This is a genomic window from Niveispirillum sp. CC-CTL257 (genome assembly GCF_059489915.1).
Map to the genome: position 1 here is coordinate 2,603,054 of NZ_JCAJXE010000001.1, position 24,447 is coordinate 2,627,500.

Annotated in this window: 21 protein-coding genes (1 of these 21 running past the window's edge); 2 read left to right on the plus strand and 19 right to left on the minus strand. The window is 61.5% G+C overall.

The features are described 5' to 3' along the window. Positions 1-44 precede the first annotated feature (44 nt). The 19 genes from ABC729_RS12225 to ABC729_RS12315 all read right to left on the minus strand — a co-directional run bounded on the left by ABC729_RS12225 (position 45) and on the right by ABC729_RS12315 (position 22,486). Positions 45-2,069 carry a conjugal transfer protein TraG gene (locus ABC729_RS12225; protein WP_495607843.1) on the minus strand — a complete coding sequence of 675 codons (2,025 nt, stop codon included), beginning with the start codon at positions 2,067-2,069 and terminating at the stop codon, positions 45-47. A 209-nt stretch (positions 2,070-2,278) separates the two neighbouring features. Continuing rightward, complete coding sequence (rlxS, locus tag ABC729_RS12230; protein WP_495607844.1) at positions 2,279-4,267, minus strand: relaxase/mobilization nuclease RlxS; 1,989 nt, start codon at positions 4,265-4,267, stop codon at positions 2,279-2,281. Positions 4,268-4,528: 261 nt separating this feature from the next. Continuing rightward, positions 4,529-4,894: a hypothetical protein gene (locus tag ABC729_RS12235; RefSeq protein WP_495607845.1), complete on the minus strand. Its 366-nt coding sequence runs from the start codon at positions 4,892-4,894 to the stop codon at positions 4,529-4,531. A gap of 285 nt (positions 4,895-5,179) precedes the next feature. Then, a complete protein-coding gene (locus ABC729_RS12240; protein ID WP_495607846.1) occupies positions 5,180-5,443 on the minus strand; it encodes a hypothetical protein in 264 nt (87 codons plus the stop codon). A 209-nt stretch (positions 5,444-5,652) separates the two neighbouring features. Beyond that, positions 5,653-6,207, minus strand: coding sequence for a lytic transglycosylase domain-containing protein (locus ABC729_RS12245; protein WP_495607847.1), 555 nt, complete (start codon positions 6,205-6,207; stop codon positions 5,653-5,655). After that, the gene (locus ABC729_RS12250; protein WP_495607848.1) at positions 6,195-6,761 is read right to left on the minus strand and encodes a S26 family signal peptidase; all 567 of its coding nucleotides are present in this window, start codon (positions 6,759-6,761) and stop codon (positions 6,195-6,197) included. Before ABC729_RS12250 ends, ABC729_RS12245 begins: the two co-directional genes overlap by 13 nt. After that, positions 6,758-6,997: a helix-turn-helix transcriptional regulator gene (locus ABC729_RS12255; protein ID WP_495607849.1), complete on the minus strand. Its 240-nt coding sequence runs from the start codon at positions 6,995-6,997 to the stop codon at positions 6,758-6,760. Before ABC729_RS12255 ends, ABC729_RS12250 begins: the two co-directional genes overlap by 4 nt. A 175-nt stretch (positions 6,998-7,172) precedes the next feature. Then, complete coding sequence (locus ABC729_RS12260; protein WP_495607850.1) at positions 7,173-7,511, minus strand: DUF736 domain-containing protein; 339 nt, start codon at positions 7,509-7,511, stop codon at positions 7,173-7,175. Positions 7,512-8,049: 538 nt separating this feature from the next. Continuing rightward, positions 8,050-9,681: a type I restriction-modification system subunit M gene (locus ABC729_RS12265; protein ID WP_495607851.1), complete on the minus strand. Its 1,632-nt coding sequence runs from the start codon at positions 9,679-9,681 to the stop codon at positions 8,050-8,052. Continuing rightward, positions 9,681-10,802 (minus strand): AAA family ATPase, encoded by a 1,122-nt coding sequence (locus ABC729_RS12270; protein WP_495607852.1) that lies wholly within the window; start codon positions 10,800-10,802, stop codon positions 9,681-9,683. Before ABC729_RS12270 ends, ABC729_RS12265 begins: the two co-directional genes overlap by 1 nt. Before the next feature lie 3 nt (positions 10,803-10,805). Continuing rightward, a complete protein-coding gene (locus ABC729_RS12275; RefSeq protein ID WP_495607853.1) occupies positions 10,806-12,119 on the minus strand; it encodes a restriction endonuclease subunit S in 1,314 nt (437 codons plus the stop codon). Further along, complete coding sequence (locus tag ABC729_RS12280) at positions 12,109-15,138, minus strand: type I restriction endonuclease subunit R (protein WP_495607854.1); 3,030 nt, start codon at positions 15,136-15,138, stop codon at positions 12,109-12,111. The genes ABC729_RS12275 and ABC729_RS12280 overlap by 11 nt, the downstream gene beginning before the upstream one ends. Positions 15,139-15,424: 286 nt before the next feature. After that, complete coding sequence (locus ABC729_RS12285) at positions 15,425-16,369, minus strand: DUF2493 domain-containing protein (protein WP_495607855.1); 945 nt, start codon at positions 16,367-16,369, stop codon at positions 15,425-15,427. A gap of 256 nt (positions 16,370-16,625) precedes the next feature. Next, a complete protein-coding gene (locus ABC729_RS12290) occupies positions 16,626-17,624 on the minus strand; it encodes a DUF7146 domain-containing protein (protein WP_495607856.1) in 999 nt (332 codons plus the stop codon). A gap of 62 nt (positions 17,625-17,686) precedes the next feature. Next, complete coding sequence (locus ABC729_RS12295; protein WP_495607857.1) at positions 17,687-19,717, minus strand: ParB/RepB/Spo0J family partition protein; 2,031 nt, start codon at positions 19,715-19,717, stop codon at positions 17,687-17,689. A gap of 95 nt (positions 19,718-19,812) precedes the next feature. Then, entirely contained in the window at positions 19,813-21,009 is a 1,197-nt protein-coding gene (locus ABC729_RS12300; protein WP_495607858.1) for a DUF932 domain-containing protein, read from the minus strand. Between the two features lie 84 nt (positions 21,010-21,093). Beyond that, entirely contained in the window at positions 21,094-21,582 is a 489-nt protein-coding gene (locus tag ABC729_RS12305; RefSeq protein WP_495607859.1) for a thermonuclease family protein, read from the minus strand. A gap of 99 nt (positions 21,583-21,681) precedes the next feature. After that, a complete protein-coding gene (locus tag ABC729_RS12310) occupies positions 21,682-22,167 on the minus strand; it encodes a DNA -binding domain-containing protein (protein ID WP_495607860.1) in 486 nt (161 codons plus the stop codon). Further along, a complete protein-coding gene (locus ABC729_RS12315; protein WP_495607861.1) occupies positions 22,097-22,486 on the minus strand; it encodes a transcriptional regulator domain-containing protein in 390 nt (129 codons plus the stop codon). Before ABC729_RS12315 ends, ABC729_RS12310 begins: the two co-directional genes overlap by 71 nt. Positions 22,487-22,836: 350 nt before the next feature. Between ABC729_RS12315 and ABC729_RS12320 the strand changes: the two genes are divergently transcribed. Further along, positions 22,837-23,709: a helix-turn-helix domain-containing protein gene (locus ABC729_RS12320; RefSeq protein WP_495607862.1), complete on the plus strand. Its 873-nt coding sequence runs from the start codon at positions 22,837-22,839 to the stop codon at positions 23,707-23,709. A gap of 60 nt (positions 23,710-23,769) precedes the next feature. Further along, on the plus strand, positions 23,770-24,447 hold the 5' portion of the coding sequence (locus ABC729_RS12325; protein WP_495607863.1) for a DUF6880 family protein. 717 nt of this gene lie beyond the right edge of the window; only the first 678 of its 1,395 coding nucleotides appear in the window; its start codon is at positions 23,770-23,772; its stop codon lies beyond the right edge, outside the window.

A 24,447-nucleotide genomic window follows, 5' to 3' on the forward strand; every position in this document is an offset into this window, starting at 1 on the left:
GATGGCGATGCCCCAGACAGCGGGCATCGCCCATCCCACCACGGTCAGAAGTTGGGCAGCAGGTCGTCCCGCGATCCTCCGTTGATCGCATGGGCACGAGCGACATTCGACAAACGGTCCATGGCGCGTTTATCAGCCGCCACATCCGTCTCGTCATCAGCAGACCCAAACAGGTCAGCACCGTCAGGGTCGACCGGTCTGGCCACCCCCTCCTCGGGCAGCCCCGGATGACGCTGCTGCTGTAGGCCACCCTCGGTCAGTTCTTCCAGGGCGGTATCCTCGCCATCCTCCGCAAGCCGCTGATCCATGCCGCGCACCTGTCCGCCCCAATCGTCGGATCGGGCCGGGGGACAATCTGCATAGGGACCGTCCGACAGGGTTGGAGCCGGCAACACCCGCTCCGTGAAGTTCCGGTCCTCGTAATAGCGCAGCTTGCGGGCGCGGATTGGGGACAAGCCAGACACCAGCACCAGCTGATCCGTCGGCGGCAACTGCATCACCTCGCCCGGTGTCAGCAGGGGCCGCGCCGTCTCCTGCCGACTGACCATGACATGGGACAGCCAGGGGGCCAGCCGGTGGCCGGCATAGTTGCGCTGCGCCCGCTGTTCCGTCGCCGTGCCCAGCGCATCCGAGATGCGTTTGGCCGTGCGCTCATCATTGCTGCTGAAGGCGATGCGGACATGGCAATTGTCGAGGATGGCATTGTTCTCGCCATAGGCCTTGGAGATCTGGTTCAGGCTCTGGGCGATCAGATAGGCGCGGATACCGTAGCCCGCCATGAAGGCCAGTGCCGTCTCGAAGAAATCCAGCCGCCCCAAGGCTGGGAACTCATCCAGCATCATCAGCAACTGGTGCCGCCGCCGCTTGGCCGGGTCACCCTCCAGCCGCTCGGTCAACCGCCGCCCGATCTGGTTCAGAACCAATCGGACCAGCGGCTTGGTGCGGGAAATGTCCGATGGCGGGATCACGAGATAGAGTGACACTGGTTGCGGCGCATCCACCAGATCGGCAATCCGCCAGTCACAGGCCGATGTCGTGGCCGCCACTGTGGGATCGCGGTAGAGGCCCAGGAATGACATGGCGGTGGACAGCACGCCCGACCGCTCATTCTCCGACTTGTTCAGCACCTCCCGCGCCGCAGACGCGACGACGGGATGGACGATGGGCTTGTCGGGCGTGCCCAGATGGTTGGTCGCCATCATCCGCCGCAAGGTATGGGCAAAGCTGCGCCTGGGATCGGACAGGAAGGTGGCCACGCGGGCCAAAGTCTTGTCCTCCTCGGCATAGAGCACATGCAGGATGGCACCAACCAACAGGCTGTGGGAGGTTTTCTCCCAATGGTTCCGACGCTCAAGCGCTCCCTCTGGATCGACCAGGATGTCGGCAATGTTCTGGACATCACGGACCTCATCCGGCCCCTTGCGCACCTCCAGCAGCGGATTGTATCGCGCCGAGCGCGGGTCGGTGGGGTTGAACAGCAGGCTGTGCGAGAAGCGCGCCCGCCACCCCGCCGTCAGCTGCCAGTTCTCGCCCTTAATGTCATGGATCACTGCCGATCCTGTCCAGGACAGCAGCGTCGGCACCACCAGCCCCACGCCCTTGCCCGACCGGGTGGGCGCAAAGGCCATGACATGTTCCGGCCCATCATGTCGCAGATACCGGCCCCCCAACCGCCCCAGAAAGACCCCCGCCGGCCGAAACAGCCCCGCCCCCTCCACCTCCCGGCGGGTCGCCCAGCGTGAGGAACCATAGGTCGTGACCATCCGGGTCTGCCGGGCGCGCCACAGCGATCCGATGATGGCAGCAGCACAGCCCATGAAGCCACTGGCCCCGGCCAGCATGCCGGCCTTGTCGAACACCTGCGGCGCATAGGCCTCGTACCAATACCACCACTCGAACAACTGCCAGGGTCGATAGAGGGGCCAACCGGCGATGACGGTCCAGGCGGGCCCGAGCTGCGCCTGATAGCCCAGCATTGCAGCTGCCCATTGCGTCGCCGCCCAGACGCCCAGGATCACGATGGCGAACACGACCAGGACCTGGCCGATCAACAGTTTGGTGGGGGTCATGGGGGCCTCCGAGAGCAGAACCCCTCGGATGATGAATGCGACGCGTGGAATGAAAAATCCCGCTCACATACGCCCTGCTACTACGCCACTCGCAAAAAACACGGCCTGCACGCCCAGCAGGCCGGCATTCACCGATCCACGCTGTTGCTTCCAGCAAAACCGGTCGCCGTTGGGGCAGAAACCGCCCACCCCAGCAGTTTCCCAGACCATTAACCAACTGTCGGCCCGGGTCGCTGCCGCCCAAAGTTCCAGGTCACACCATCGCCGCTGACGATCCCCGACACAGGCTGCCCGATATGCCGGTCCAGCACGGGTCGCCAGGGCACCAGGGTGAAGTCACGACTGCGTTCGATCAGGGCCAGCTTTTCGCTGGCAAGGGTCACCGTCCGGCGGTAGGTGCCCTCGACGGGTTGGCCACGGGAGAGGTTGGCATAGGGGAGGCCCAGTTCGTCGGACAGTTGGCCAGCCAAGCGCAGCAGTTCCCGCCGACGCAGGGTGGCCAGCAGGTCGGCACGATAGAAGGTTCGGCCCTGTTGCTCACGGGCCAGATCCTCGACCATCAGCCATTGCCGACGGCGGTCCTGGGCCTCGCGGACTTCACGACCGAAACCAGCATCGCGCAGGGGCGCTGGTTTTGGGGCGACCAACTCGCGATCCAGCCAGGTGGCACCGTCGGTGGTTATCTGCTGATCCAGTGGCAAGGTGGACAGCACCCGGACGGTGACCGGGTTGAAGCGGGCCTGGGTGCGTTCATAGTCGGCGACGCGGTCCAGGTGGTCGGGTTGGATGATCCAAGTGCCGTCCGGCTCGCGGCTGACGGCGTTGGTCAGACGGCGCATCGCCTCCAGCCGTCGGACATGGGTGTCGGCAAAGGTTTCGCTGGCCGTGGGATCGTGGCGCAGGTGGATATCGATGCTGTATCGGCCATTGTTGGCCTTGGCGATCTCCATGATGCGCCGATCCAGGGGGCGCGGGGCCGTGGCATGCGGTTCCACGTGCAGGATGCTCCCCACTGGCGTTGGCTCCGTGGCGTCACCCTTGCCGATATCGACATAGCGGGTGTGACCATCGGTGGCGTCGATGATCAGATAGTGGCGGTCATTCACCTCGTCCGACAGGCCACGGGCGATGACACGGCCTGTGATGGGCGGAGCGTTGGCAGCATCGGGATCATGGATGATCAGGTCGCTTGGCGCACAGGTCAGGTTCTGCGCGGCCAGTTCCCGATGCAGAGTCATGATGATATCGCCGCGCTCACCCATGCGGCGCAGGGTGGTTTCCAGGTCAGGGTCGAGCCGCCATTGGCCCGCGCCTAAGTCCTCGGCCAGACCCAACCGCTCCAGCTTGCGCAGACGGCCTGTACGCAGGGCCTGCTGAAACGGGTCCTGGTCGCTGCCTGACACGAGTTGATCCGGCCCCCGGTCCCGCAGCAGACGCCGGTCCAGGCTGGTGAACCGCTCCTGTTCCACCTCCCGGCGCAGCTTTTCCTGGACCTCCAGGTCGGTGCGGGGACCTAGGTCCAGGCTGACGATCTCGGCGGCCCGCTCGCGCATGCCCTGGGCCAGATATTCCCGCGCGATGATCAGGTCCTTGCCGCGATCGTCTTTGCCCCTGACGATGATGTGGCTGTGCGGATGACCTGTATTATGGTGGTCGACCGCCACCCAATCGAGCCGAGTATCCAGGTCCTGTTCCATCTGCGCCATCAGGCGGCGAACCAGGGGCTTCAGGTCATCATATTGGTCGCCATCCTCCGCCGAGACGATGAAGCGGAACTGGTGGCGGTCGCCGCCAGCACGGTCAAGGAACGCCCGTCCGTCCAGTTTGTCCTGGTCGGCACCATAGAGCTGACCCGCCTGTCCTTCACGGGTCACGCCATCGCGCTGGATATAGCGCAGATGGGCACGGGCACCGGCCATGCCCTTGCCCGCCAGTTTGACGATCCGGGATTTGATGATCACGCGGCGCTGCCGCAATGCTGAAAACTGGTCGCGCGAGGCCAGCACCCGGCCCGCACCGGCACCGCGCCCGATGCGGCTGCCATCGAAGCGGCCGGACCGGCGGGTGAAACTCAGCGGCCCGCCCCTGGCCAGGACAGTCGCCGCCAGCACCCGGTTGAGGAAGCGTTTACCTCGTCGCCCGGAGGCGCTGCGCATACGGCCCAAGCGGGGGCGGAAATCATGATCATCGCCGAACATCGCGGTCTCCCCCGTTCCGAAGCTGGCAAAGCGGTCGTGGGCGGGGTTGGTGCCAGAATGGTGCCGGTCCCGTCGCCTTGGCGCCACCGCAAGGCCCCAAAAAGGATGTGCAGACAGAGGGTTACGGGGGCGCTGGTGCCACCGTTTTATCTTGCCCTACAGCGCCCCTGGTCAGCACCCGCGCTTATCCACGCCCTCCTACGCTCTCATGCTGAAAAAAGGGAGCGACGGCCTGAACCGCCGCTCCCGGATCAGCGCCGACTATCGACCGATGGCGCTCTGGAAGGCCTTCTCAGCGGCGTCGCGCGTGGCATAGGCACGCTGACGGGTCATGGAATGCAGACGTTCATCGCCATCCACAACACAGCTGGCGACGATGAATTCACCGCGGAAATGGCTTAGGATCAGGATGCAGTAAAGGCCTTCTGTACCGTCATCGTCGCCCATCCATTCGCCCAGATAATGCTCCTGGAAGCGGCCATCCCAGATGAATTCGGGACGTTCGGCAGTAATGAAGCGCTCGACATTGGCCATCAATCCGTCGCTGCCGAACTCGGTCCGGACGTCATCGACAAGGGCGTCGAAACGGTCGATCGCGGCCTGGGGATGCGCTGCAATGAACGACATGGGAACCTCCTTGGCTGGCGTCCTCCTGATCGAGGACGAGGTTCCCGTCCAGCCGGAGAGGGGCCGGTCAAGGACGCCGAAGGCGCCGCGAAGCGGGGCGCGGGGGAGCCAAAATGCGCGGCATTTTGGGGGGACCGCGCATCCTTGACGGGTCCCGCTGCCCGGCTGGTACGATGGGCGGACCGAGATGAGAAACCCCTCCCCCGCCCATGCAGGGGCCAGATCAGGGATGCCGGAGGCCTCCAGAAAAGGGAGCGGCATCCGATGGACACCGCTCCCGTCATGCTATGCCGTCAGCAGCATCAGCCGCTTCCGGGCGGCCAAGGTCTCCAGGACCAGAGGGTTCTGAGAGGCCCGATCCTGGAGCTGACACACCCTGTCCCATGGCGCGGTATTCTCCACCGGATCATCGGCTGATCCGACATAGATCGGTGCCTGATTGCGGATGCGGATGGCCTGCTCCAGACTTTCAATAAGGGCAAAGGCCATTCGGCGTTGACGCCAGTAGGCATCGGTTCCACGGATCGTTGCGGTCGTCTCGGTCACCATGATCTGCTCCATCGCTATCGTCCTCCTCATCGAGGACAGCGCCTGGCATCAGCCGAAGCGGGGCCGGTCAAGGACGCCGCAGGCGCCGCAAGGCGGGGCGCGGGGGAACCAAAATGCACAGCATTTTGGGGGGACCGCGCATCCTTGATGGGGTCCGCTCCCCGGCTGGTACGATGGGCGGACTGAGATGAAGTACCCTGCTCAACCCGCTATCGCCCCGTGCTCCCAGCCTTGGACAAGGGCGCAAACAATCGGCTGTCAGAGCTGTTCAGCAGCACGAACAGCCCGCCGGGGCCGCCTGTGTTCAATCCCAACCCGGCGTCCATTTTCGCCAGATAGGTGCGGGTTTCGGCTGGTAGCGGCACACCATCCAGTAGATGCGCTTCATAACGCGCTGGCCCGGCATTATAGGCTGCGAAAAGGCCGGGATAGCCGAAGCGGTCGCGCATTTCGGCAAGGTACGCGGTGCCCGCCATGATGTTGGCGACAGGGTCCAGGACACCGCCCCGGATGCCATATCGGTCGCGCAATTCGGCCCAGGTGTCCGGCATCAACTGCATCAGGCCCAGCGCGCCCTTGACCGATACGGCATTGGCATCGCCGCCGCTTTCCGCTTCGATGACGGCCTTGATCCAGTCCTGTGGCAAGTCGAAACGACGGGCGGCGGCGGTGATTTCGGCATCGTATGCCGGGGCATCCGTCGCCTCAACTGTCGGCATAATGATCAGCACCAATGCCAGCACAACTACCCTCAGCGCAACCATAGTGGCACCAGCCGACCGATGACATGCACCGACGACAGCGGCCCGAAATAGCGGCCATCCAGGGACTGCGCTGCTGGCATCAGGAACAGGATTTCTCCCGGCGACAGCACCCGACAGCCCTGCCACCAGGGCAACGGACGGCCTGCGCTGTCCGCCTTCTGACGCACGGCGACCGCATCGCCATTGACGGTGATGACATCGCCTTGGGCACAAACATGATCCCCGCCCATGGCCGCCACCTGCTTGATCAGTGGCACTTCGCGCGGCAGATAACCCCTGCGGGCCGCCATGTCGGCAATGCTCGCCGGCGGTGTTACCAGGGCCAAATCGCCAGGACGAAGGCGGATCTCCGGCAGCACCAGATAAAGCCCAAGGGGCGCTGACGCGCTGTTGTTCCAGACCAGGAGCGGCGCTGGCCGTACCAATACCGAAAGGCCCAGCGCCGTCAGGGCTACGCCTACCAGCAGCAATGCCCGGCGACGTGACGCCCGTGATAAGCGGCGGCGAATGGTACGGCCCGACGATTTCCGTGACGAAGGGGGAGCGCAATTCATGACGCATCCCCCTTGTCCGACGTGCTGTCACGCCGTTCCCCCAATGACCAGGCATCCAGGTCATCAATGTGGTAGCGGACATAGCGCCCGTGCTTGCGAAAGCGCGGGCCACCGCCCGTCAGGCGGATCTTTTCCAGCGTCCGATGCGACAGGCCGATATAGAAGGCAGCCTGCGCCGTGTTGAGAAACGGGCTGCCTTTGCGGGCTTTTGCGGCCCGATTGACCTCATCCTCCATTTCACCGCTCCTCGGGTGACAGCGGCGGGGATCGCCGCAGATGGGGCGAGCATGGCGAACGGGGGCGTGGTTGCGGACGCTCGGAAACCGGGCCCCTACGATTTCGATCCCCCACGCCTGAACAGGCGAAAAGCCCCGTCCCGGCGGTGCCGGAACGGGGCGGAGAAGGCGGGGATCAGCGGTCGCGGGGCTCCCAAAGGGCGATGTGGGTGGTGCCGTCATCGGCCGGATGTTCCAGCTTGACGAGGCGGGCACGCACCCAGTGGGGACCGAACTCCGGAGCTGCCACCTTGAGATTCAGGTAGGTTTCGCCGCTGGACTTGGCGACCTGGGACCAGCCGGCACCGACCTCGTAGCGCTGGCCGTTGCCAGCAAAGACGCGGTGGTCAGGGGCATTGTCGGACAGCTTGGTCACCGGAACGATGGTGAGCGAAGCGGTGACGTTCAGGGTCTTGAGGATGCCCGAGAAGCTGCCGTCGTCGAGCTTGGTGAAGGTGCCGAGGGTGATGGCCATGATCTGTCTCCTACGCTGCGGTCGCGGGACTATCCCCGCGATGTCCCCGGCGTCAGAGACCGCAAAGGTGACCAGCGCCACCCGAGCAAAGCGAAGGGCCGGAACAAGGTGGAGGACCCTGGGGTGGAGAAAATTTGTTCCGCGCGGAATGCCGAAACCGGGGTCCCGCCCCATAGGCGGGGTGGTTTCGGCAGGGGAAATTTTCTCCCATCCCCAGGGTTGGCGCGGGCACCGCGGGCTCTACGCCAACAGGAGGACAGCGGGGATGGGGCTGTGATTGCACGGCGAAACGGAGAAGCGTGGCCGTCTGCAAAGGCGTAATCCACCGAACCCAGCCGGCTCTGGGGCTTTCTGCGACCAACAGCCCAGCACCACCGCAACGACCGAGCGCAAAGCCGTCCATTGACCGCGTCACCGGCTCTTTGGCGACTGGCAATCGGGAAGTGCAACGTGCCGAACAGAGTGCAAGCTTCAAGGCGCCACCCACTTGCCCCAAGCTGCACACAACCGGCACCGAAGCAAGCGGCGCAGGTAGGGTTCAATCGGCTCCCGGCAACGGGGGAAGGCCGAGTTCTCTCAAGAAAGCATTGTGCTTGGACGTCGCTTCCCGAATCTGCTTTTCGATATCGACCAACTCCTGCTGCGTGGCCGCCAGGTCAATTTCTTCCTCGCCCACAGCCGTGCTGATGTATCGCGAGATGTTGAGGTTGTAGCCCTCCGCAGCGATCTGCTCCATGCTCACGCGCTTGGAATAGCGGTCTTCCTCTTTCCGGAACTGGTAGGTTTCGATGATCTTACCGATATGGTCGTCCGTGAGCTGGTTCTGGCGTTTACCCTTCGTGAAATGCTCCGCCGCGTTGATGAAAAGCACATCATCGGGCTTCTTGCACTTCTTCAGCACAAGGATACAGACCGGGATGCCGGTCGAATAAAACAGGTTCGCGGGCAAGCCGATGACGGTGTCAATGTGCCCATCCTTGAGCAGCTTGGTGCGGATGCGCTCCTCCGCCCCCCCTCTGAACAGCACGCCATGGGGCAAGATGATGGCCATCACGCCGTCATCCTTCAGATAGTGGAATCCGTGCAGCAGGAAGGCGAAGTCTGCGGCAGACTTCGGAGCGAGCCCGTAATTCTTGAACCGCACATCGTCGGCCATCGCGTCGGTCGGTTCCCACCGCAAGCTGAAGGGCGGGTTGGCCACGATGGCGTCAAAGGCAGGCTTTTTGGCGGGGTTCAATTCCCGCAGCATGTCCCAGTCATTGGCCAGCGTGTCGCCGTGGAAAATCTCGAACTCTGTGTCCTTCACTCCATGCAGCAGCATGTTCATGCGGGCAAGGTTGTAGGTCGTGATGTTGCTTTCCTGGCCAAAAATCTTGCCAATGCCGTGTGGCCCCATGCGCTTGCGAACATTGAGCAGAAGCGAGCCGGAGCCGCAGGCGAAGTCCAGAACGCTGGCAAGGCGATCCTTTTTCCCCGTAGAGGGTTCCTGGCTGTCCAGCGTCACGATCGCCGACAGGATATCGGAAATCTGCTGCGGTGTGTAGAACTCACCCGCCTTCTTGCCGGACCCGGCAGCGAATTGGCCGATCAGATATTCATAGGCATCGCCCAGTTGATCCACTTCGGACGAGAACTCAGCCAGTCCCTTGGCAATCTCGGCAATGACGGAACAGAGCTTCTTGTTCTTCTCCGTCTGCGTCTTGCCCAGCTTTTCCGAGTAAAGATTGACCTCCGAGAACAAGCCGCCGAAGGTGCTGCTGAAGGACTCATTTTCAATGTGTTTGAAGCCGTCGTGGAGCGTCAGCAGCAATTCATCGCTTTGCGTACGCGCCAGATGGGCGATGTTGTTCCACAGATAGGGTGGCTTGATCACATAATGCACCTTACGGCGCATCTGCTTTTCGAACTCGGCCACGTCATCTGGATTATCCTGGTACCACGCTTGCAGTGGCGTGCTCGGCCCTGAGCGTTCCTGCCCGTCGTCCGGCAGAACGGGGTAGTCCGACCCCAATTCCCGCTTCGCCGCTGCCTCGTAGTTGTACGAGAGGTAGCGCAAAAACAGGAAGGACAGCATGTAATCGCGGAAATCGTCCGCGTTCATCGCCCCGCGCAGCTGATCGGCGATGTTCCAGAGCGTCTTGCCCAGTTGCTTTTGGATTTGATCGTTCATTATGTTTCCTGTGCATCCTCTGGGAACAATGCGGGGCTGAACGGATGCAGTGTTATGAACTGCTTCAGCAACCTGCTGAAGTGTTCCTTGTTCTCTTGCATCATCTCTCGTGGTTCATACAATGAATAGTCGCCATGGCTCATCAGATCGATGACTCGTTTGTAAACTGTCTCGTTCGGATCGTCGGCTTCAGGCTTGATGCATTCATGCCATTTGGAATAGCCGAAGAAGGCGGCGGTCTGCTCCATCACTCGGCGCAACATGTTGAAGTGATGCGTATAGAGCGCCCCGGACTTCTGCGCCTGATGCATCTCAACCAATGACGCCAGATGGTACAGGAATGGCGTGCTGTCGGTCTCTTGGACCCTGAAAGTCTGCCTGCCCGCCTGCCTTTGCCGGGTCAGGAAGTACATTCGCGGCTTCTTCATCTCGTTGCAGAGAACGTTGAAGAACAGGACGTGATGCGACGACACAATCACACGGATTCGGCTCGGCGCGTCCTTCAACATCTGGGCAAGGTGATGGGCGACCATCACAGCGTTTGATTCATCAAGTGAAGAGATCGGGTCATCAATGTAGATGTATCGGACCCACTTATATGCCTCTGCCTCATCAAGGACGAGTTGAACGATGGCCAAGAAAAAACACCAGATGAAGATATTCTCTTCACCGCGGGAAACTTTGATGTCGTCAACCGTGGCAGTGGTGCCCGCCGTTTCCACGACGCGCGAAAATCTGACCGCCCATTCTGTTGTGTCGATCTTGAAGTCGAAATCTGCATAGCGGTTCAGCAGGGGGCGGATACGGTTGTCCATCTCCAGTTCACCAAGGCCTGCAAAAAAGCGCGAGTTGCTGTTGATCTTCAACAATCGTGCCCGATCATTCTCCAGATCGTTGTCCCAGAGGAACAGGTCTTCGGTGAACGCGTTGAAGTAGAGCGTGTCCTGCGCCGTGGTTTCTCCATCAGCATTTACCACCTTTCCGAGGTTCTTGAATGCGGTCGACAACCTGGTCTTACCGGTGCCGTTGTAGGCATAGATCAGAACAGACTTCTTCGCCTCAAGCTCGTCCCGCAGGTGCTGTGCCAATGCAGGTAAATCATCGAAGGTGGCATCGGGCATGGGTTAATCTTCCCCAAGCTGGGGGAAAAGCTGCTGCATTAGCCCCTTCTTGTGGGTCTTTAGCATGTCGAGCTTCCGGATTTCCGCGGCGATGAGGTCATCGAGGGAGGTGAGGCAGTCGGCGATTCGTTGTTGTTCGGGAATGGGAGGAATCAAGAGAGCAATCTTTTGAATGCCGGTCAAATTCATTCCTGCCTTTGTTCCATTGTCAGTCGACGCTCGAAAGAGCCGTTGGGCTCCGTCTGAAGCGAGAAAGTATGCGACAAACTTGCTGCACAATTGGTCTTCTTCGAAACGAACTAAAGCTATATGCTGATTAATAAACGCCGGTGACGGTATACTTTCGTCCACGTAGCCAATAATTCCGATATCGGCCGTAATTGAAATCAACACGTCATCTTTCTTTAGCTGGGTACGAGTCCCTTCACCTGCATCAGTTGGTCGCTGAACGAATTTTGCGTCACTCAAATCCAAATAGATAGAGTCGCGCCAAAGATTTGTAATCCGAACGAACAAGTCGCCCTTGTTTGCGTAAAACGCAGCCCAGCCCCTGGAACCACTCGTAATAAATGGTTTGAATTCACCGATTGTCGATCTAATCCACTTCCCCGCCTCCACAAACTCGGGAAACCGGAGGCGGGGTTGGGTTTCGCCTTCCTGGGGGAAAAGCTGCTGCATCAGGCCCTTCTTGTGGGCCTTGAGCGCCTCTACCTTACGCCCCTGCACCTCAATCAGCGCATCCGCAGAATGCAGACAGTCGGCAATCTTTTGTTGCTCCGCCAGGCTCGGTGCTGGGATTTCGATGCCGAAGAAGGTCTCCTTGCTGATATTCAGCAGTCCGTTGCTGCGCGCACCGCTGGTAATGTGCTTCTTAAGCCGCATCCCATGCTGGTTCTGCTCAAAGCAATTCTGAAAAAACCCGTTCGAATAACCTCCCTTCAGCCGGAAGGCGATGAACACGTTCGGGGCTGCGACCTCACCCCAGTCTTCCAGAAGATAGATGCATCCCTGCGGAAACTTGAGAGAATTGCCTTTGTTGAAGACAAAGTCGCCATCTCGAACCAGCGTGTAGCGCTGATACTGATTACCCGAGATATCGCGCCCGAACTTCTCCGCTTGAGGCACAAATCCGATACCGGCCGAAATACTAACCGAAGTGAGCTTCCTTTCGCCGACACGCCCTTCAACCGGAACGGATGCTTTTCGTAGGCTTACCGGTGCCCATGCCGGTGCATCCCGGAACTCCGAAAAGCGCAGCTTCGGCACCAACGCAGCCCCACCGCCCGTTGCGGCAGATGATTTCCCCTTACTGCTCATAAGCGCTTAACCCCGAAATCTCGCGCCCGCCCGCGCGCTTCAGCAGCAGCGGCAACAGATCACCCATTAGCTCCAGTTCTTTGACTCGCCGCGCCTTCCAGTTCAGGCCAAGGGGCTCCATCAAGTCTGTCAGCGCCTCACCGTCAAAAATCATGCGTTGCAGGATGGTATCGACGAAGCCTTGCAGCGCCCGCGTGGCCAGCCCATGCTTGCCCGCGATTCCTGCCAGTTCCGCCGCGTTCTTTTCCGCCTTGAATTGGCTATAACCGTCGCGGATGACCCGCTCACTCAACCCCTCACCGGCCTTCAACGTGGCGATATAGGCCGCGATATCCTCACGCTCGTCCATGAACTTGGCATCGGACTGGATCAGGCCGATCAGCTCTTCACGGCTCATCTTCTGCGTGCTGGGTGTCGCCTCGGAATAGCGGGTGATCAGGCCCATGATGTAGTCATAGTCAATGACGGACGAGGCGAAGAGGACGAATTCAAAATCTAACTGGTCGGCTTCGGGCGTCGGCATTTCCGTCCCTTTGCCCTGCTGGGCACGCAGACGCTGTGCGGTTTCCAGATAGGCCCCGCGAAAGCCGAGCAGATTGTCACGCGGCAGGATCTGTTCGATCGTGGCGGCGTTTTCGGGGGTCAAGTCGGTATATTGGTCAAGCTGGGTCTTGAGCCGCTGGACCTCCTTGAAATGCTCGATGAAGGCTGCACGGGCGGCATCGCCCTTAAGATTGGGGACCTCGTCGGGCGCACAGTCGAGGCCCTGCGAGGTCATAAATGTTTCAAGCTTCTGGACGGCGGTTTCCAGCTTCTGGATGACCACGGGGGCCTTGTCGACCAGCCAGATTTCGCGGGCCTTTTCGGCGGCGGCCTCGCCGGAGAATAGGGCGATGGCGGCATCGACGGCGCCCTGCTGCTGACGGAAATCAAGAATGTTGCCATAGGGCTTGGTGGCGTTCAGTACCCGGTTGGTGCGGGAGAATGCCTGGATCAGGCCGTGGTGCTTCAGGTTCTTGTCAACATAGAGGGTGTTCAGGAACTTGGAGTCAAAGCCGGTTAGCAGCATGTCGACGACAATCGTGATATCGATCTTGTGGTGCAACTGATTTGGATAAGCCTTCCGTAGGTCGGCCTCAGGCCATTGCTGATCCTTGATCCGCTTCTGCACGTCCTGGTAATACAGGTCGAACTCACTGATTTTGTGGTTTGTGCCGTAGCTGGCGTTGTAGTCCGCGAGGATGGCCTTCAGGGCCTCCTTCTTTTGCTCTGGTTCGACAGTGTTGTCTTCCTTCTCCGTCGGTAGGTCTTCCTGAATCTGCTTCACATCTGGGTCGCCCTCAGCAGGCGGAGAGAAAACGCAGGCGATACTCAGCGGACGGAAGCTGGGATCGGCAGCTTGCTTCTCTGCCTGAACGGTCTTGAACAGTGCATGATACTCGATGGCATCGTTGATCGACGAGGTGGCAAGCAAGGCATTGAACCGGCGCTGCCCGGTGGCCGCGTCGTGCTTTGACAGGATCGCCTCGATGACCGCCCGCTTGGCCAGCGGCTCGCCCGGCTTTGGCACGGTTTTGCCTTGCGGCTTGAAGTAATCGACATGGAACCGCAGGACGTTTCCATCCTCAATGGCGTTCGTGATCGTGTAGGTGTGAAGCCGCTTCTGGAAGAGGTCTTCCGTCGTCTTCATACTGGCCTGGGTGTCCTCGATTTTCTGCTGCGCAGCGTTCTCATCGAAGATCGGCGTCCCGGTGAAGCCGAAGAGCTGAGCGCGTGGAAAGAATTCCTTGATAGCCTTGTGATTCTCGCCAAACTGCGAGCGGTGGCACTCGTCAAAGATGAAAGCGATGCGCTTGTTGCGCAGGGGCTCCAACTGTTCCTTGAAGCTCTTCCGGCCATCCTTCTTCTGCTGCTTGTTGCGCTTGCTGTTTTCATCCAGCGCAAGGCCCAGCTTCTGGATAGTGCAGACGATTACCTTGTCGGCATAGTCATCGGAGAGAAGGCGCCGGACGAGGGAAGCGGTGTTGGTGTTTTCCTCGACGCAACCTTCCTGGAACTTGTTGAACTCCTCGCGCGTCTGCCGGTCGAGGTCCTTGCGGTCAACGACGAAGAGGCATTTTTCAATATCGGGATTGTCCTTCAGTAGCGTAGATGCCTTAAAGGACGTCAGCGTCTTGCCGCTGCCTGTTGTGTGCCAAATGTAGCCGTTGCCGCAGTCCTGGGCGATGGAGTCGACAATCGCCTTCACCGCGTAGACCTGATAGGGCCGCATCATCAGGAGCTTCTGCTCACTGGCCACCAGCACCATGTAGCGGCTGATCGTCTGGCCGAGGGTGCACTTGACAAGGAACGTCTCAGCGAAGCTGTCGAGATGGACGATCTTCTTGTTGTCTACATCGGCAAATTCGTAGACCGGCAGAAAGCGCTCCTCGGCATTGAAGGCGAAATGGCGTGCATTGTTATTCGCAAAATAAAACGTCTGATCGCGGTTGCTGACGATGAAGAGCTGAAGAAAGCACAAGATCGTCTTGGTGTACCCGTTCCCTGGATCGTTCTTGTATTCGACGATTTGCTCCATGGCGCGACGCGGGCTTATGCCAAGGGTCTTCAGTTCAATCTGAACGACCGGCACGCCGTTGATCAGGAGAATGACGTCATAGCGATGGTGGCTGTTGTCCGTATTGATGCGGAGCTGGTTGACCACCTCGAAGGAGTTTTTGCACCAGTCCCTGATATTTACCAGGGTATAATTCAGCGGCGTCCCATCGTCGCGAGTAAAGTTATTGCGCTCGCGCAAGATACGCGACGCCGCGAAAACGTCTGGTGTAACGATCTCATCCAGAAGACGCTGAAATTCACCGTCAGTGAGCGTGACGCGATTCAGTTGCTCGAACTTCTTCCTGAAGTTCTCTTCCAGCTTGTCACGATCTCGAATGTCAGGACGATATTCATACTTAAGGTCACGCAGCTTGGCGACCAACTCCTCTTCAAGGTTACGTTCAGCTTTATTCGTTACCATTGGAAAATTCACTGCCTATGCATTTCGGATTGGAACGGGACCATGGGCAAATTACGCGATCGCTGATACTATTCGATATATCCACCAGCGTTGGACTGCAACCGACGGATAAATCCTAGACACATCAACCTATAACTTTCGCCAACCATTCTCTATAAGCCTTGCTGGCAGCCCGGACTTTACAACACCGTACATGCCGATTTCCATAGCCGCAACGAATGAGCCGGGCGTTAGCTCCAGCGGCTATCCAAGGCGATTGATCGCAGGAAACGTTCATATGTGAGCCTCACCCCCCCTCCCCGAACCGCCAGACGGGCACGCCCATGTTGCGGGCCTTGTCGGTGAGGTTCTGGGTGATGCCGGAACCTGGAAAGGCGATGAGGCCGATGGGTAAGGTTTCCAGGATCTGGTCGTTGCGACGGAAGGGGGCGGCCTTCTTGTGGCGGGCCCAATCGGGCTTGTAGACGATCTGGGGAACGCGACGGTTCTCGGCCCAGCAGGCGGCGATGCGTTCGGCGCCCTTCGGGCTGCCGCCATGCAGCAGGACCATGTCGGGGTGCTTGGCATGGACCTTGTCCAGCGCTGCCCAGATGCGGTCGACATCGTTGCACTCCACCCCGCCGGTGAAAGCCACCTTGGGGCCGGGGGGCAGCAGCAGGTTGGTGTCGGCATGGCGGCGGGCGGCGATATGGTCGCGGCTGTCGATGATCGCAGCCGTCAGGGCGCGATGGTTCAGCTGGGAGCCCTGGCGCGGGCGCCAGGTGGAGCCGATCAGGGCCTCGTACATCTCGGCGGCGGCGTCGCGGAAGAACTCGAAGGCGTTGCGGCGTTCGATCAGGCCCAACCCTTCGGCGGTGAGGCGTTCCAACTCGACGGAACGGATTTCCGAGCCGTCCTGTTCGGTCTGGCTGCGCTGCTGGGCCTGTTCGTTGGCATCAAGGTCGCGCTCCAGGCTGCCGATGCGGCGGTGGAAGACATTGACGCAGGCCCAGAGCAGGTCGTCCAGGTCATCCTCCAACCGGGTGCCGGTCAGCAGCCCGGCCAGGGTCTCCAAGCAAGCACCGATCTCGGCCCTGGCCTGATCGGCCTCGGGCAAAGGGCGCGGGTCGGGCTCGTCCTGGAAGGGGCGATAGCCGTAGAGCTGCAATTCTTCCAGCAGATGGGCGGACGGGGCGGCATCGACGAGGCCGTCGGTGGCGTTGTATGGGGATGTCGTGCGGCGGTTCAGCATGGCGGTCACCGGACTTGTGGGCCGCGCCGGTCGCGGCCTTCCTGGGGAGCGCCCACCAGGGTTAAGCCCGGCCCCGCACCCCTTGCGGGCCGCAGCGCCAGCGGAGGACGGCCTCTGGCCGTTGCGGGGCCGGGCGACCCTGGCAGATCCCCAACCTGGAAGGCCGCCTCCCCGCGGCCCGCTCCTGCCGGTGGCGTAATCATGCTGTGCGACAATCAGGCACCATTCCCGCCCCAACGCGGCGGTTGCCAGTGGTCTAACTGCCGGGCAGGAAGGAGGCTGCATCGCCCTCGGCCAGTTGCGGGACGAGCCATTCCCGCAGCGCCGGCAGCCCGTAGGCCATCAGGTCGCTGTTGAGGTCATCCCGCCTGGGCCGGAGGGGTAGGACTGTCAACGGGGTTGCATGGCCGCGCGACAACAGACGGGCAAAAGCCCATTCCCCCGCCGGATCGGCATCGCAGACGACATAGAGCCGGCGCAGCAGCGCTGGAAAAGTCCAGGCGGCGAGATGTGCTGCGGACAAGGCTGCAACGGCTGGCAACAAGGGCAGGGACTGACGCAGCGACAGCATCGTTTCCAGCCCCTCCCCCGCCGCCATGACGGGGCCAACGGGGCCAAAGCACACGCCATTTCCCAGCAGATGACCCATCGCTCGGCGGGGATCATCCAGTGCGGCCTTATCCCCGTTGGGATTTAACCAAGTCCGGTGCAAGCCCGTAAGGTGGCCGCCATCGTCGGTGACGGCGGCGATCAAGGCGGGCAGGCTGATGGTGCCGGACGGCTCCCAACGATGGCAGCGCGGATGAAAGCGCAGCGCCGGTTCAGGGTAAGTCAGGACAATACCGCGCCTGGCCAGATAGCGTTCTGCCACGGTGCCCGGCAAAGGCTTGCTGGCGGCAAACAGACGGCGGCAAGCCTCGGGCGAGCCGGCGGGTGCCATCGCAGTGGCGACGGTTACGCTGATCGGCAGCGGCAGACGCAGAACCGCCCGTGCCTCCGCCATGGCATCTCGCAGGGACAGGCCAAGATTTAGGGCGATCAGGTCCAGCAGGTCACCATGCTCCCCCGTGGCGGCATCAGTCCAGGACCCGGCACGGGGACCGGTCAGACGGACATAAAGGCTGCGCCCGCGATGGCCCCGGACATCACCAACCAGCCAATAGCGCCCCTGCCGCCGACCGTTCGGCAAAAACTGGCGGCAGATGACTTCGGCCTCGCTTGCCAAACGACGGGACAAATCGCCAGCACTTTCCATGGGACACCTCCCCATAGGAAAGGCCCGGCACTGTGGCCGGGCCAAGGGTGGATGGTGTCGGGTTATTCCGCCGCGACGGGCAGGTCGGCATGGGTCTCTGCTGCGGTGTTGTCCGCCGGGCTGGGGATTTCTCCCTTCGGGTGCGCCGGCTTGCGCAGCAGTTCCGGCAGCCATCCCGTGCCCGCCAGCAGTTCCTGCGCGTGGGCCGCCATGACAGGCTTCTTCAAATGTTCGACGCGCTGGGCCGCGTCTGTCCCCTTCGCTTCCCGGACGGCTTCCAGGATGCGGGCCTTGGTGACACGGCCCAGGAAATTGTCCACGGTCGGCACCCAACCGGCGGCGGCCATATCCAGGTCCAGCACCCCGGCCAGCGTATCGGCATGGTTCAGGCGGCCATTGTGGCGGTTCCAGTTCTCATGCACGGCATTCACCGTGCCCGCCACGCAATGGGCAAACAGGGCAGACCGGCTGTCGGCATCGAACCCCACCAGCACATCCCACAGCTCGGTGGCCCGCGCCGGCATCTGCTGCCGCCAGTTCTCATGCCGGTCCACGATGGCGGTGGCGGCGGCACAGTCGCGCAGGCTGGGTTCCTGGAGCACCGGTACCGTGCCGCGGGCGCTGATTTCCAGGCAACTGGCATAGGCGCCGGGATAGAAGGTCTCCAGACACAACACATGCAGCACGGCCAAGAACGCCGTGTCGGGATCCCGCGCCAGCGCATCCCGCAGGGCCAGGGTGCGATGGGTGGTGAGTTCCATCACCAGCCGGTCGGACAGGGGCTTCATGCCCTCATCCTCGGGTTCCGGCTCCTGGCTGACACTGGTGCCGGTATAGGCAGCATGGGCAGCAGCAGGTTGGGAGACATCGCATTCCGGCGTGCTACCCTCCGGGATCACCTCCTCCACCGGCGGTTCATCTTCGCGGCGAACGAAGCCGCGCTCCACCCGCAATTCGCCTTCGGCGTTCACACGGACATAGCAGCCGGCCCGTGCCATCTCCTCCGGGTCAAAACGCTCAGGCCGCTCCTCCAACTGGGCGATTTCAGCCGACAGGGCCGACAGCCGTTGGTCGACCTCTTCAGGGATGTCCTCGCCCGTATCATGCTCTTCGGCCAGCCGTTCATATTCGGCGGAAAGCTCGGCGTACCGCGCCTCCTCCTCATCCGTCCGGGGGATGATCTCTGCCTTCAGGCGGCGCTGACCGACGGTATGGCCATAGAGGAAATCGACATTCACCTCGACCCATTTCCAGCCCTCCGCCATCACCGCCTCGGCGGCCTTGGCGAGCTTTTCCGTGACCAGCCGTTCCAGCAGCGGCACATCACCCAGCCAGCCACCGTCATCCGGCGTGAACAGGTCGCGCATGATCGGGCCACCGGCGGCGATATAGGCATCCAGCCCGACAAAGCGCGCACGCTTGTCATAGGCTGGAATGCTGCTGGCCGTCAGGGCGCGGCGGATGTGGTAGGGCTCCTTCTGCCAGGGCTGGGTCAGCGATGCCCAGACCTGTTCCTGCCGCTCATGGCTGTCGCTGACGCTGAAGGCCATCAGCATGTCGAGATTCATGCCATCGTCGGCATAGATCTCCAGCAGCTTGGGCGAGACAGACGCCAAGCGCAGACGCTGTTTCACCACCGCCGGGGTGACAAAGAAGCGCGCGGCGATGTCTTCTTCGCTGAGGCCTTTGTCCATCAGGGTCTGGAAGGCGCGGAACTGATCCAGCGGGTGCAGCGCCACCCGTTGCAGGTTCTCCGCCAGGCTGTCCTCCTCACCCAGCCCTTCGGTGCGGATGACACAGGGGATGGGGGCGTTGCGGGCCAGACGCTTCTGCTTGACCAGCAGTTCCAGCGCCCGGTAGCGACGCCCACCGGTCGGCACCTCATACAGCCCGGTCTCCTTGCCCTCCCCGTCAACCTGCGCCCGCACCGATAGGCTTTGCAGCAAAGTCCGGCGGGCAATGTCCTCGGCCAGATCGGCGATGGACACGCCCGCCTTGACGCGGCGGACATTGGCCTGGGACAGGACCAGCTTGTTGAAGGGAATATCCTGGGACCGGCTCAGGATGATCTTGTCAGCAGCTTTGGTGGCCATGGGTTTTCTCCATGACGGGCCGTTGGAAGCCTCTCTCCCACCCTGGCACCCGTCACAAAGCCCCCAGCTTCCTCTGCCTCTGTGCCCGCCGCCGGTCAGGCAGCCCGGTCCAGCAGCTTCTTGGCCCTGGCCTCCATATCCAGCCGCGCGTCCTGGTGCGGCTTGTCGCGGGCCACCGCCGTGATGCCCTGCACAAAGTCAAAAATGCTCTCCGGTTTGCGCCCCTGTTCCGCCAACACGGTTTCAATGATCTTGCCCGTCTCGGCCTTGGAAAAGCCGCGCTTGCGCAGGAACTCCTCGCGGTCATCATCGCTGCGGGCAACGATCTGTTCACGCGATGCCTTGATGCCGTTGATGAAAGGCATGGGGGAGGAATTGGCAAAGCGCGTCAGGGCGGGGGCCGCCTCATGGGCAAAGCGGGAGGCGGCATATTTGGAATGGCGGATGGTGATTTCCTGGAAATCCTCGACACCCCAGAGGTTCCGGTTCTGACACACGGCCCGCAGATAGAAACTGGCCATGCCCAGGGTCTTGGCGCCCACCTCGCTGTTCCAGCAATAGAAGCCCCGAAAGTAAAGGTCCGGCGAACCATCGGGCAGTCGCCCGGCCTCGATGGGGTTCATGTCATCGACCAGGAACAGGAACACATCGCGGTCGCTGGCATAGAGCGTGGTCGTATCGCGGGTAATGTCCACGCGCGGATGATAGATTCCGGTCGACCAGTCCAATACACCCGGCACTTTCCAGCGCGTATCCCCGGTGCCATTGCCGGCAATGCGCTGCACGGCCTCGACCAGCTCATGATCAAAAATGCGGCCATAATCGGGGCCGGTGACGGCACGCAGCTCGACGCGGCCGACTTCGATCTCCAGGGTCTTGACCTGTTCCGCCCGATGCGATGTCAGCCCATATTGCAGATTGATCCCGGCCAGCGCCGCCGGTAGCTGCCGCAGATAGGCGGCGGGTGCGCCCACCAGCCCGGCCAACTGCCCGAAGCTCCAATGGGTGGGGGCCACAGGGCGCTCACCGCCCGGCAACAACAGCGACAGCCGTTCCGGCGCATCGCTGCGCGCCTCCACCCGTATATCAGCGCTGGCCAGGGTACGCGTGCGGCTGCGCTCCGTGCGCGTCTTGACCGACGCATACAGGTCGGACAGGGACAGGAACCGTTCATCATCGGGCCGCGAGAACCATTCCGACGATACCCGGCCGTTACGCTGGCCACGGTTCACATCCACCCTGTAGCCGCGCGCGGCATCACGGGGGTTGTCGAGGATTTCCACCTGGGTCATGGCAATTCTCCATGACGGGTGCCGAAGGCCACTCCTCCAGCCCAACCCGTCACGAAGGCCCAGCCTGCCTCTGACTCTGCCCGCTCACCGGGGACATTGGTCCAACGGTGTCGGGGGCTCAAACCCGCCCCGCCACAGGCCAGCCACCATAAAACGGGGGGAGCTTTCCGAGGCGCTGAAATCGGCAGTGCCATAGCGGCAGGCCAGGGCCCAACCGGCCCAGACCATACGCTCCGACAGATGTTTGCCACCGACATAGCAATCGGAGAGGTCGGTCTTGCCCGGCCGTGGGCGACAAAGGACCGGCGTGCCGGTGACCAGCTTGCCCAACCCTTCCACCGCCTGCTGGCCACAAGGCCAAGGCTGGCCCTTTCGGTCCAAACATTGCTGGTCGGCCAACGGCACCACGATCCCGGCCAGCCGGTAGCGAACACCGGCAATCTCGATCAGATCGGCCGCGATGACCGTAGCCGGTCCCTCCTGTTCCACCCGCCCCTGGGGCCAGTAGATGAAAGCGCCCGTGCCAACGCCCACCAGTACCAGCACGGACAGCACGATCTTGAACAGCTTCATGGCAAAGCCCTCCGTCACATCATGGTTGCAGTCATAGGGCGGGACCTTCTCCCGCCCAGACCCTGACACCCACGCCCGCCGCCCTTTGACTCTGGCCCGTCAGGCCAGCAGACCCCGGTAGCCACCCCGCACCATCCGCCGTCCCTCGCGGATGAGTCGCTGGACCCGCAGCCGCAGGCAATCGGATCCGTGCGACCATTCGGCGGCAACACGCCGTTGCCCAAAGAGCGCGGCGGCGATGTCACGCTGGCACGCGCCCGCGTTGGCGGCATCCACCGCCCGTAGTTTGTCGATCCAGCGCCCAGCCTGGGGCTCTGGCGCGTACAGGCTGCGGGGCATTCGGCGCAACCGGCAGCACAGGCACAAACGGCGCAGGGACAGCACTTTGCGGTCAATCTCCTGCAACCCGGTCAACGTGCAGCGGAGGCGGACCGGGCCGTCGAGAAGCGTCCCCCCTATCACCCGGAGCTGCAGATGCCGAACGTCATCCGACAGCATCAGATGCTCGCCCCCATCAGGTTCCTTGACGACGGTTGCGAGGGTCCGAACCGCTTCCAGGTCGAACAGGTCGTCTGTCGCCGTCACAGCTTTCGCTGGCTCTGCGGCGACCGCAAGAACTGACGGGCATGCTGCGGGTTGCCAGTAGGCTTTGACATCGCTGGTAATGTCGGCGAAACATCAACCCCCAGGTTGGAGTATGTGCCTCGGCGTCCAGCCTAACCACCATGCGATCGATGCTGGTCAGGCAGGTGCTGGATTTCAGCGCTTCTTTGAAACCACCATTCCGCCTCAGCCATTGCCAAGCCCAGCCGGGCCGGTCCATGTGCTGTAATGATTGATAGGCCGCAGCATCCTGCCAGTCCGGCACAGATAATGCGGCGTCAACCGGGTTCCTGTTCTGCATGGGCTGCCACCTCCCAACAGGCTGTGCCGCGATAAAGCACAGCGGTGGAACAAAACCGCCAACTGCCACGCTGGCTGCATCGATGATTATCGATACGATTTCCCCGGCAAACTTTCACGAAACCGGCATCACTGTCAAAATTCCGCTGAATTAGTGAGCGTCAAATCAATGAATTTACAAGCAATTTGTGCATAGTATTGAACAATACAAACAAGCGGTAACTCACCAGAATATATGCATTCAGTCTATATAGAATTTACCTGTATCAGCCTCAATTTCGCCTTTAGCGCCGGCGACCATCAATCAAAACAAGAAGGGAGATTATCGTATAGCTATATAAGGAGACTCTGATGGATATACACAGCTTCATAGACTTCCAATCGGACAGTTTGCCCCGTGGCATTCAATCGGTGCGTCGTGTCCGGCACGACGGCTACGTCATCGGGCGTTATGTTCTGGATGAATGCACGGATGCAAAACTTGGGTCCCTACAGCTGACGCTGATCCAGCATGACGGGCAACCCTTTATTTTGCGGTGGCATCCGGTCGATCAGGTTTCTGCAATGCAGCATAATGTTCAACCGGGACAAATCCATCTGACACCACCCGAACGGATCATTCAGGTCTCGTGGTCCGGTCGGCAATCGGTGTTCATCGTGGCCCTGGAGGTCGGATTCATCACCAGTTCCGCCTGCGGGGGCACTGTCGATATTCTCGACAGCATGCCGGCGCAGCTCGATATCCAGGATACGAAGATTGGGCATATCCTCGAAATTCTCAAGGACGGGTTGGAACGACCGACGCACACCGCTTTTATGACAATGGCCTGCGTGCTGCTGGCGGGGAGATTGCTGGAGATTTTCGGCAGCAAGCCCATGCCACCGGCCATCAATGGCGTCTTGGGCGTTTCGCGCCAGCGCCGGATACTTTCCTATATCGACGCCCATCTCCAGGACGATCTGACCCTGGAACGAATGGCAGCGGAGGTTGATCTCAGCCCTGACCATTTTGGCCGGGCCTTCCGTGCTAGCCTGGGGATACCCCCTTTGCGGTATGTTGCCCAGCGACGGCTACATCGCGCCAAAGCGCTGCTGCTTGATCCCGGCCTGTCCATCACGGATATCGCCATGGCGCTCGGCTTTGCCACGCCCAGCCATTTCACCAACAACTTCCACAAGGCCACAGGGACAACACCATCGCAATGGCGGCGGGATCGGCGGTAGCAGAAAGCTGGCGCTCCATAGATGGTTTCTGCCATATGGGGAGGAACATCCAGCCGGAGAATGATGATGGCGCCGCGTTCCCCCTTGACCCTGGCCGGGCTGGCAGCCCTGGGCGCGGACAAGCTGGCGCAACTGATTATGGACGAGGCTGCGGAAAGTCCCGCCTTCGCGCGGCGCGTCAAGGCAGCGTTGGCCGGTGGCCAAGGACCAACCGCCGTTGCCAAGCTCATCGACCGGCGGCTTTCCGCCCTGGATCGCGCCAAGGCCATGGTGCCGTGGGAGAAGGAACGCGCGCTGGCCGCCGATCTGGATGCCTTGGTCGACAGTATCGAACGCGAGCTTGCCCCCTTGTCACCCCTGATGGCGGCGCAACGCCTGATCCGTTTCATCAGCGGCCACGGTTCCCTGTTCAATCGGATTGATGATAGTTCCGGGCGTATCCAGGCCGTCTATTGGCGGGGCGGTGAAATCCTGCCGCGCATTGTGGAGCAGATGGCAGGCCCTGACCGCGCCAGTCTGCCAGGCCTGCTGGACGAGGCCCTGACCCGCGACAGCCATGGACTGATCCCGGCACTGGCCATCGCAACGGCACCGCTGCTGCCACCGGTAATCCTGGCCGACTGGGAGAAGGGTCTGTCCAAGGCCACGCCCGACGAATATGGTCAGATCATCCAGATCCGGCAGGCCATTGCCGAGGCCATGGGCAACCTCGACCATTACATCGCCCTGGAATCCAGC

Excerpts from the sequence above, each read along its gene's own strand:
- ABC729_RS12225 (WP_495607843.1), bottom strand. The coding sequence starts at position 2,069 with ATGACCCCCACCAAACTGTTGATCGGCCAGGTCCTGGTCGTGTTCGCC.
- rlxS (WP_495607844.1), bottom strand. The coding sequence starts at position 4,267 with ATGTTCGGCGATGATCATGATTTCCGCCCCCGCTTGGGCCGTATGCGC.
- ABC729_RS12235 (WP_495607845.1), bottom strand. The coding sequence starts at position 4,894 with ATGTCGTTCATTGCAGCGCATCCCCAGGCCGCGATCGACCGTTTCGAC.
- ABC729_RS12240 (WP_495607846.1), bottom strand. The coding sequence starts at position 5,443 with ATGGTGACCGAGACGACCGCAACGATCCGTGGAACCGATGCCTACTGG.
- ABC729_RS12245 (WP_495607847.1), bottom strand. The coding sequence starts at position 6,207 with ATGGTTGCGCTGAGGGTAGTTGTGCTGGCATTGGTGCTGATCATTATG.
- ABC729_RS12250 (WP_495607848.1), bottom strand. The coding sequence starts at position 6,761 with ATGAATTGCGCTCCCCCTTCGTCACGGAAATCGTCGGGCCGTACCATT.
- ABC729_RS12255 (WP_495607849.1), bottom strand. The coding sequence starts at position 6,997 with ATGGAGGATGAGGTCAATCGGGCCGCAAAAGCCCGCAAAGGCAGCCCG.
- ABC729_RS12260 (WP_495607850.1), bottom strand. The coding sequence starts at position 7,511 with ATGGCCATCACCCTCGGCACCTTCACCAAGCTCGACGACGGCAGCTTC.
- ABC729_RS12265 (WP_495607851.1), bottom strand. The coding sequence starts at position 9,681 with ATGAACGATCAAATCCAAAAGCAACTGGGCAAGACGCTCTGGAACATC.
- ABC729_RS12270 (WP_495607852.1), bottom strand. The coding sequence starts at position 10,802 with ATGCCCGATGCCACCTTCGATGATTTACCTGCATTGGCACAGCACCTG.
- ABC729_RS12275 (WP_495607853.1), bottom strand. The coding sequence starts at position 12,119 with ATGAGCAGTAAGGGGAAATCATCTGCCGCAACGGGCGGTGGGGCTGCG.
- ABC729_RS12280 (WP_495607854.1), bottom strand. The coding sequence starts at position 15,138 with ATGGTAACGAATAAAGCTGAACGTAACCTTGAAGAGGAGTTGGTCGCC.
- ABC729_RS12285 (WP_495607855.1), bottom strand. The coding sequence starts at position 16,369 with ATGCTGAACCGCCGCACGACATCCCCATACAACGCCACCGACGGCCTC.
- ABC729_RS12290 (WP_495607856.1), bottom strand. The coding sequence starts at position 17,624 with ATGGAAAGTGCTGGCGATTTGTCCCGTCGTTTGGCAAGCGAGGCCGAA.
- ABC729_RS12295 (WP_495607857.1), bottom strand. The coding sequence starts at position 19,717 with ATGGCCACCAAAGCTGCTGACAAGATCATCCTGAGCCGGTCCCAGGAT.
- ABC729_RS12300 (WP_495607858.1), bottom strand. The coding sequence starts at position 21,009 with ATGACCCAGGTGGAAATCCTCGACAACCCCCGTGATGCCGCGCGCGGC.
- ABC729_RS12305 (WP_495607859.1), bottom strand. The coding sequence starts at position 21,582 with ATGAAGCTGTTCAAGATCGTGCTGTCCGTGCTGGTACTGGTGGGCGTT.
- ABC729_RS12315 (WP_495607861.1), bottom strand. The coding sequence starts at position 22,486 with ATGCAGAACAGGAACCCGGTTGACGCCGCATTATCTGTGCCGGACTGG.
- ABC729_RS12320 (WP_495607862.1), top strand. The coding sequence starts at position 22,837 with ATGGATATACACAGCTTCATAGACTTCCAATCGGACAGTTTGCCCCGT.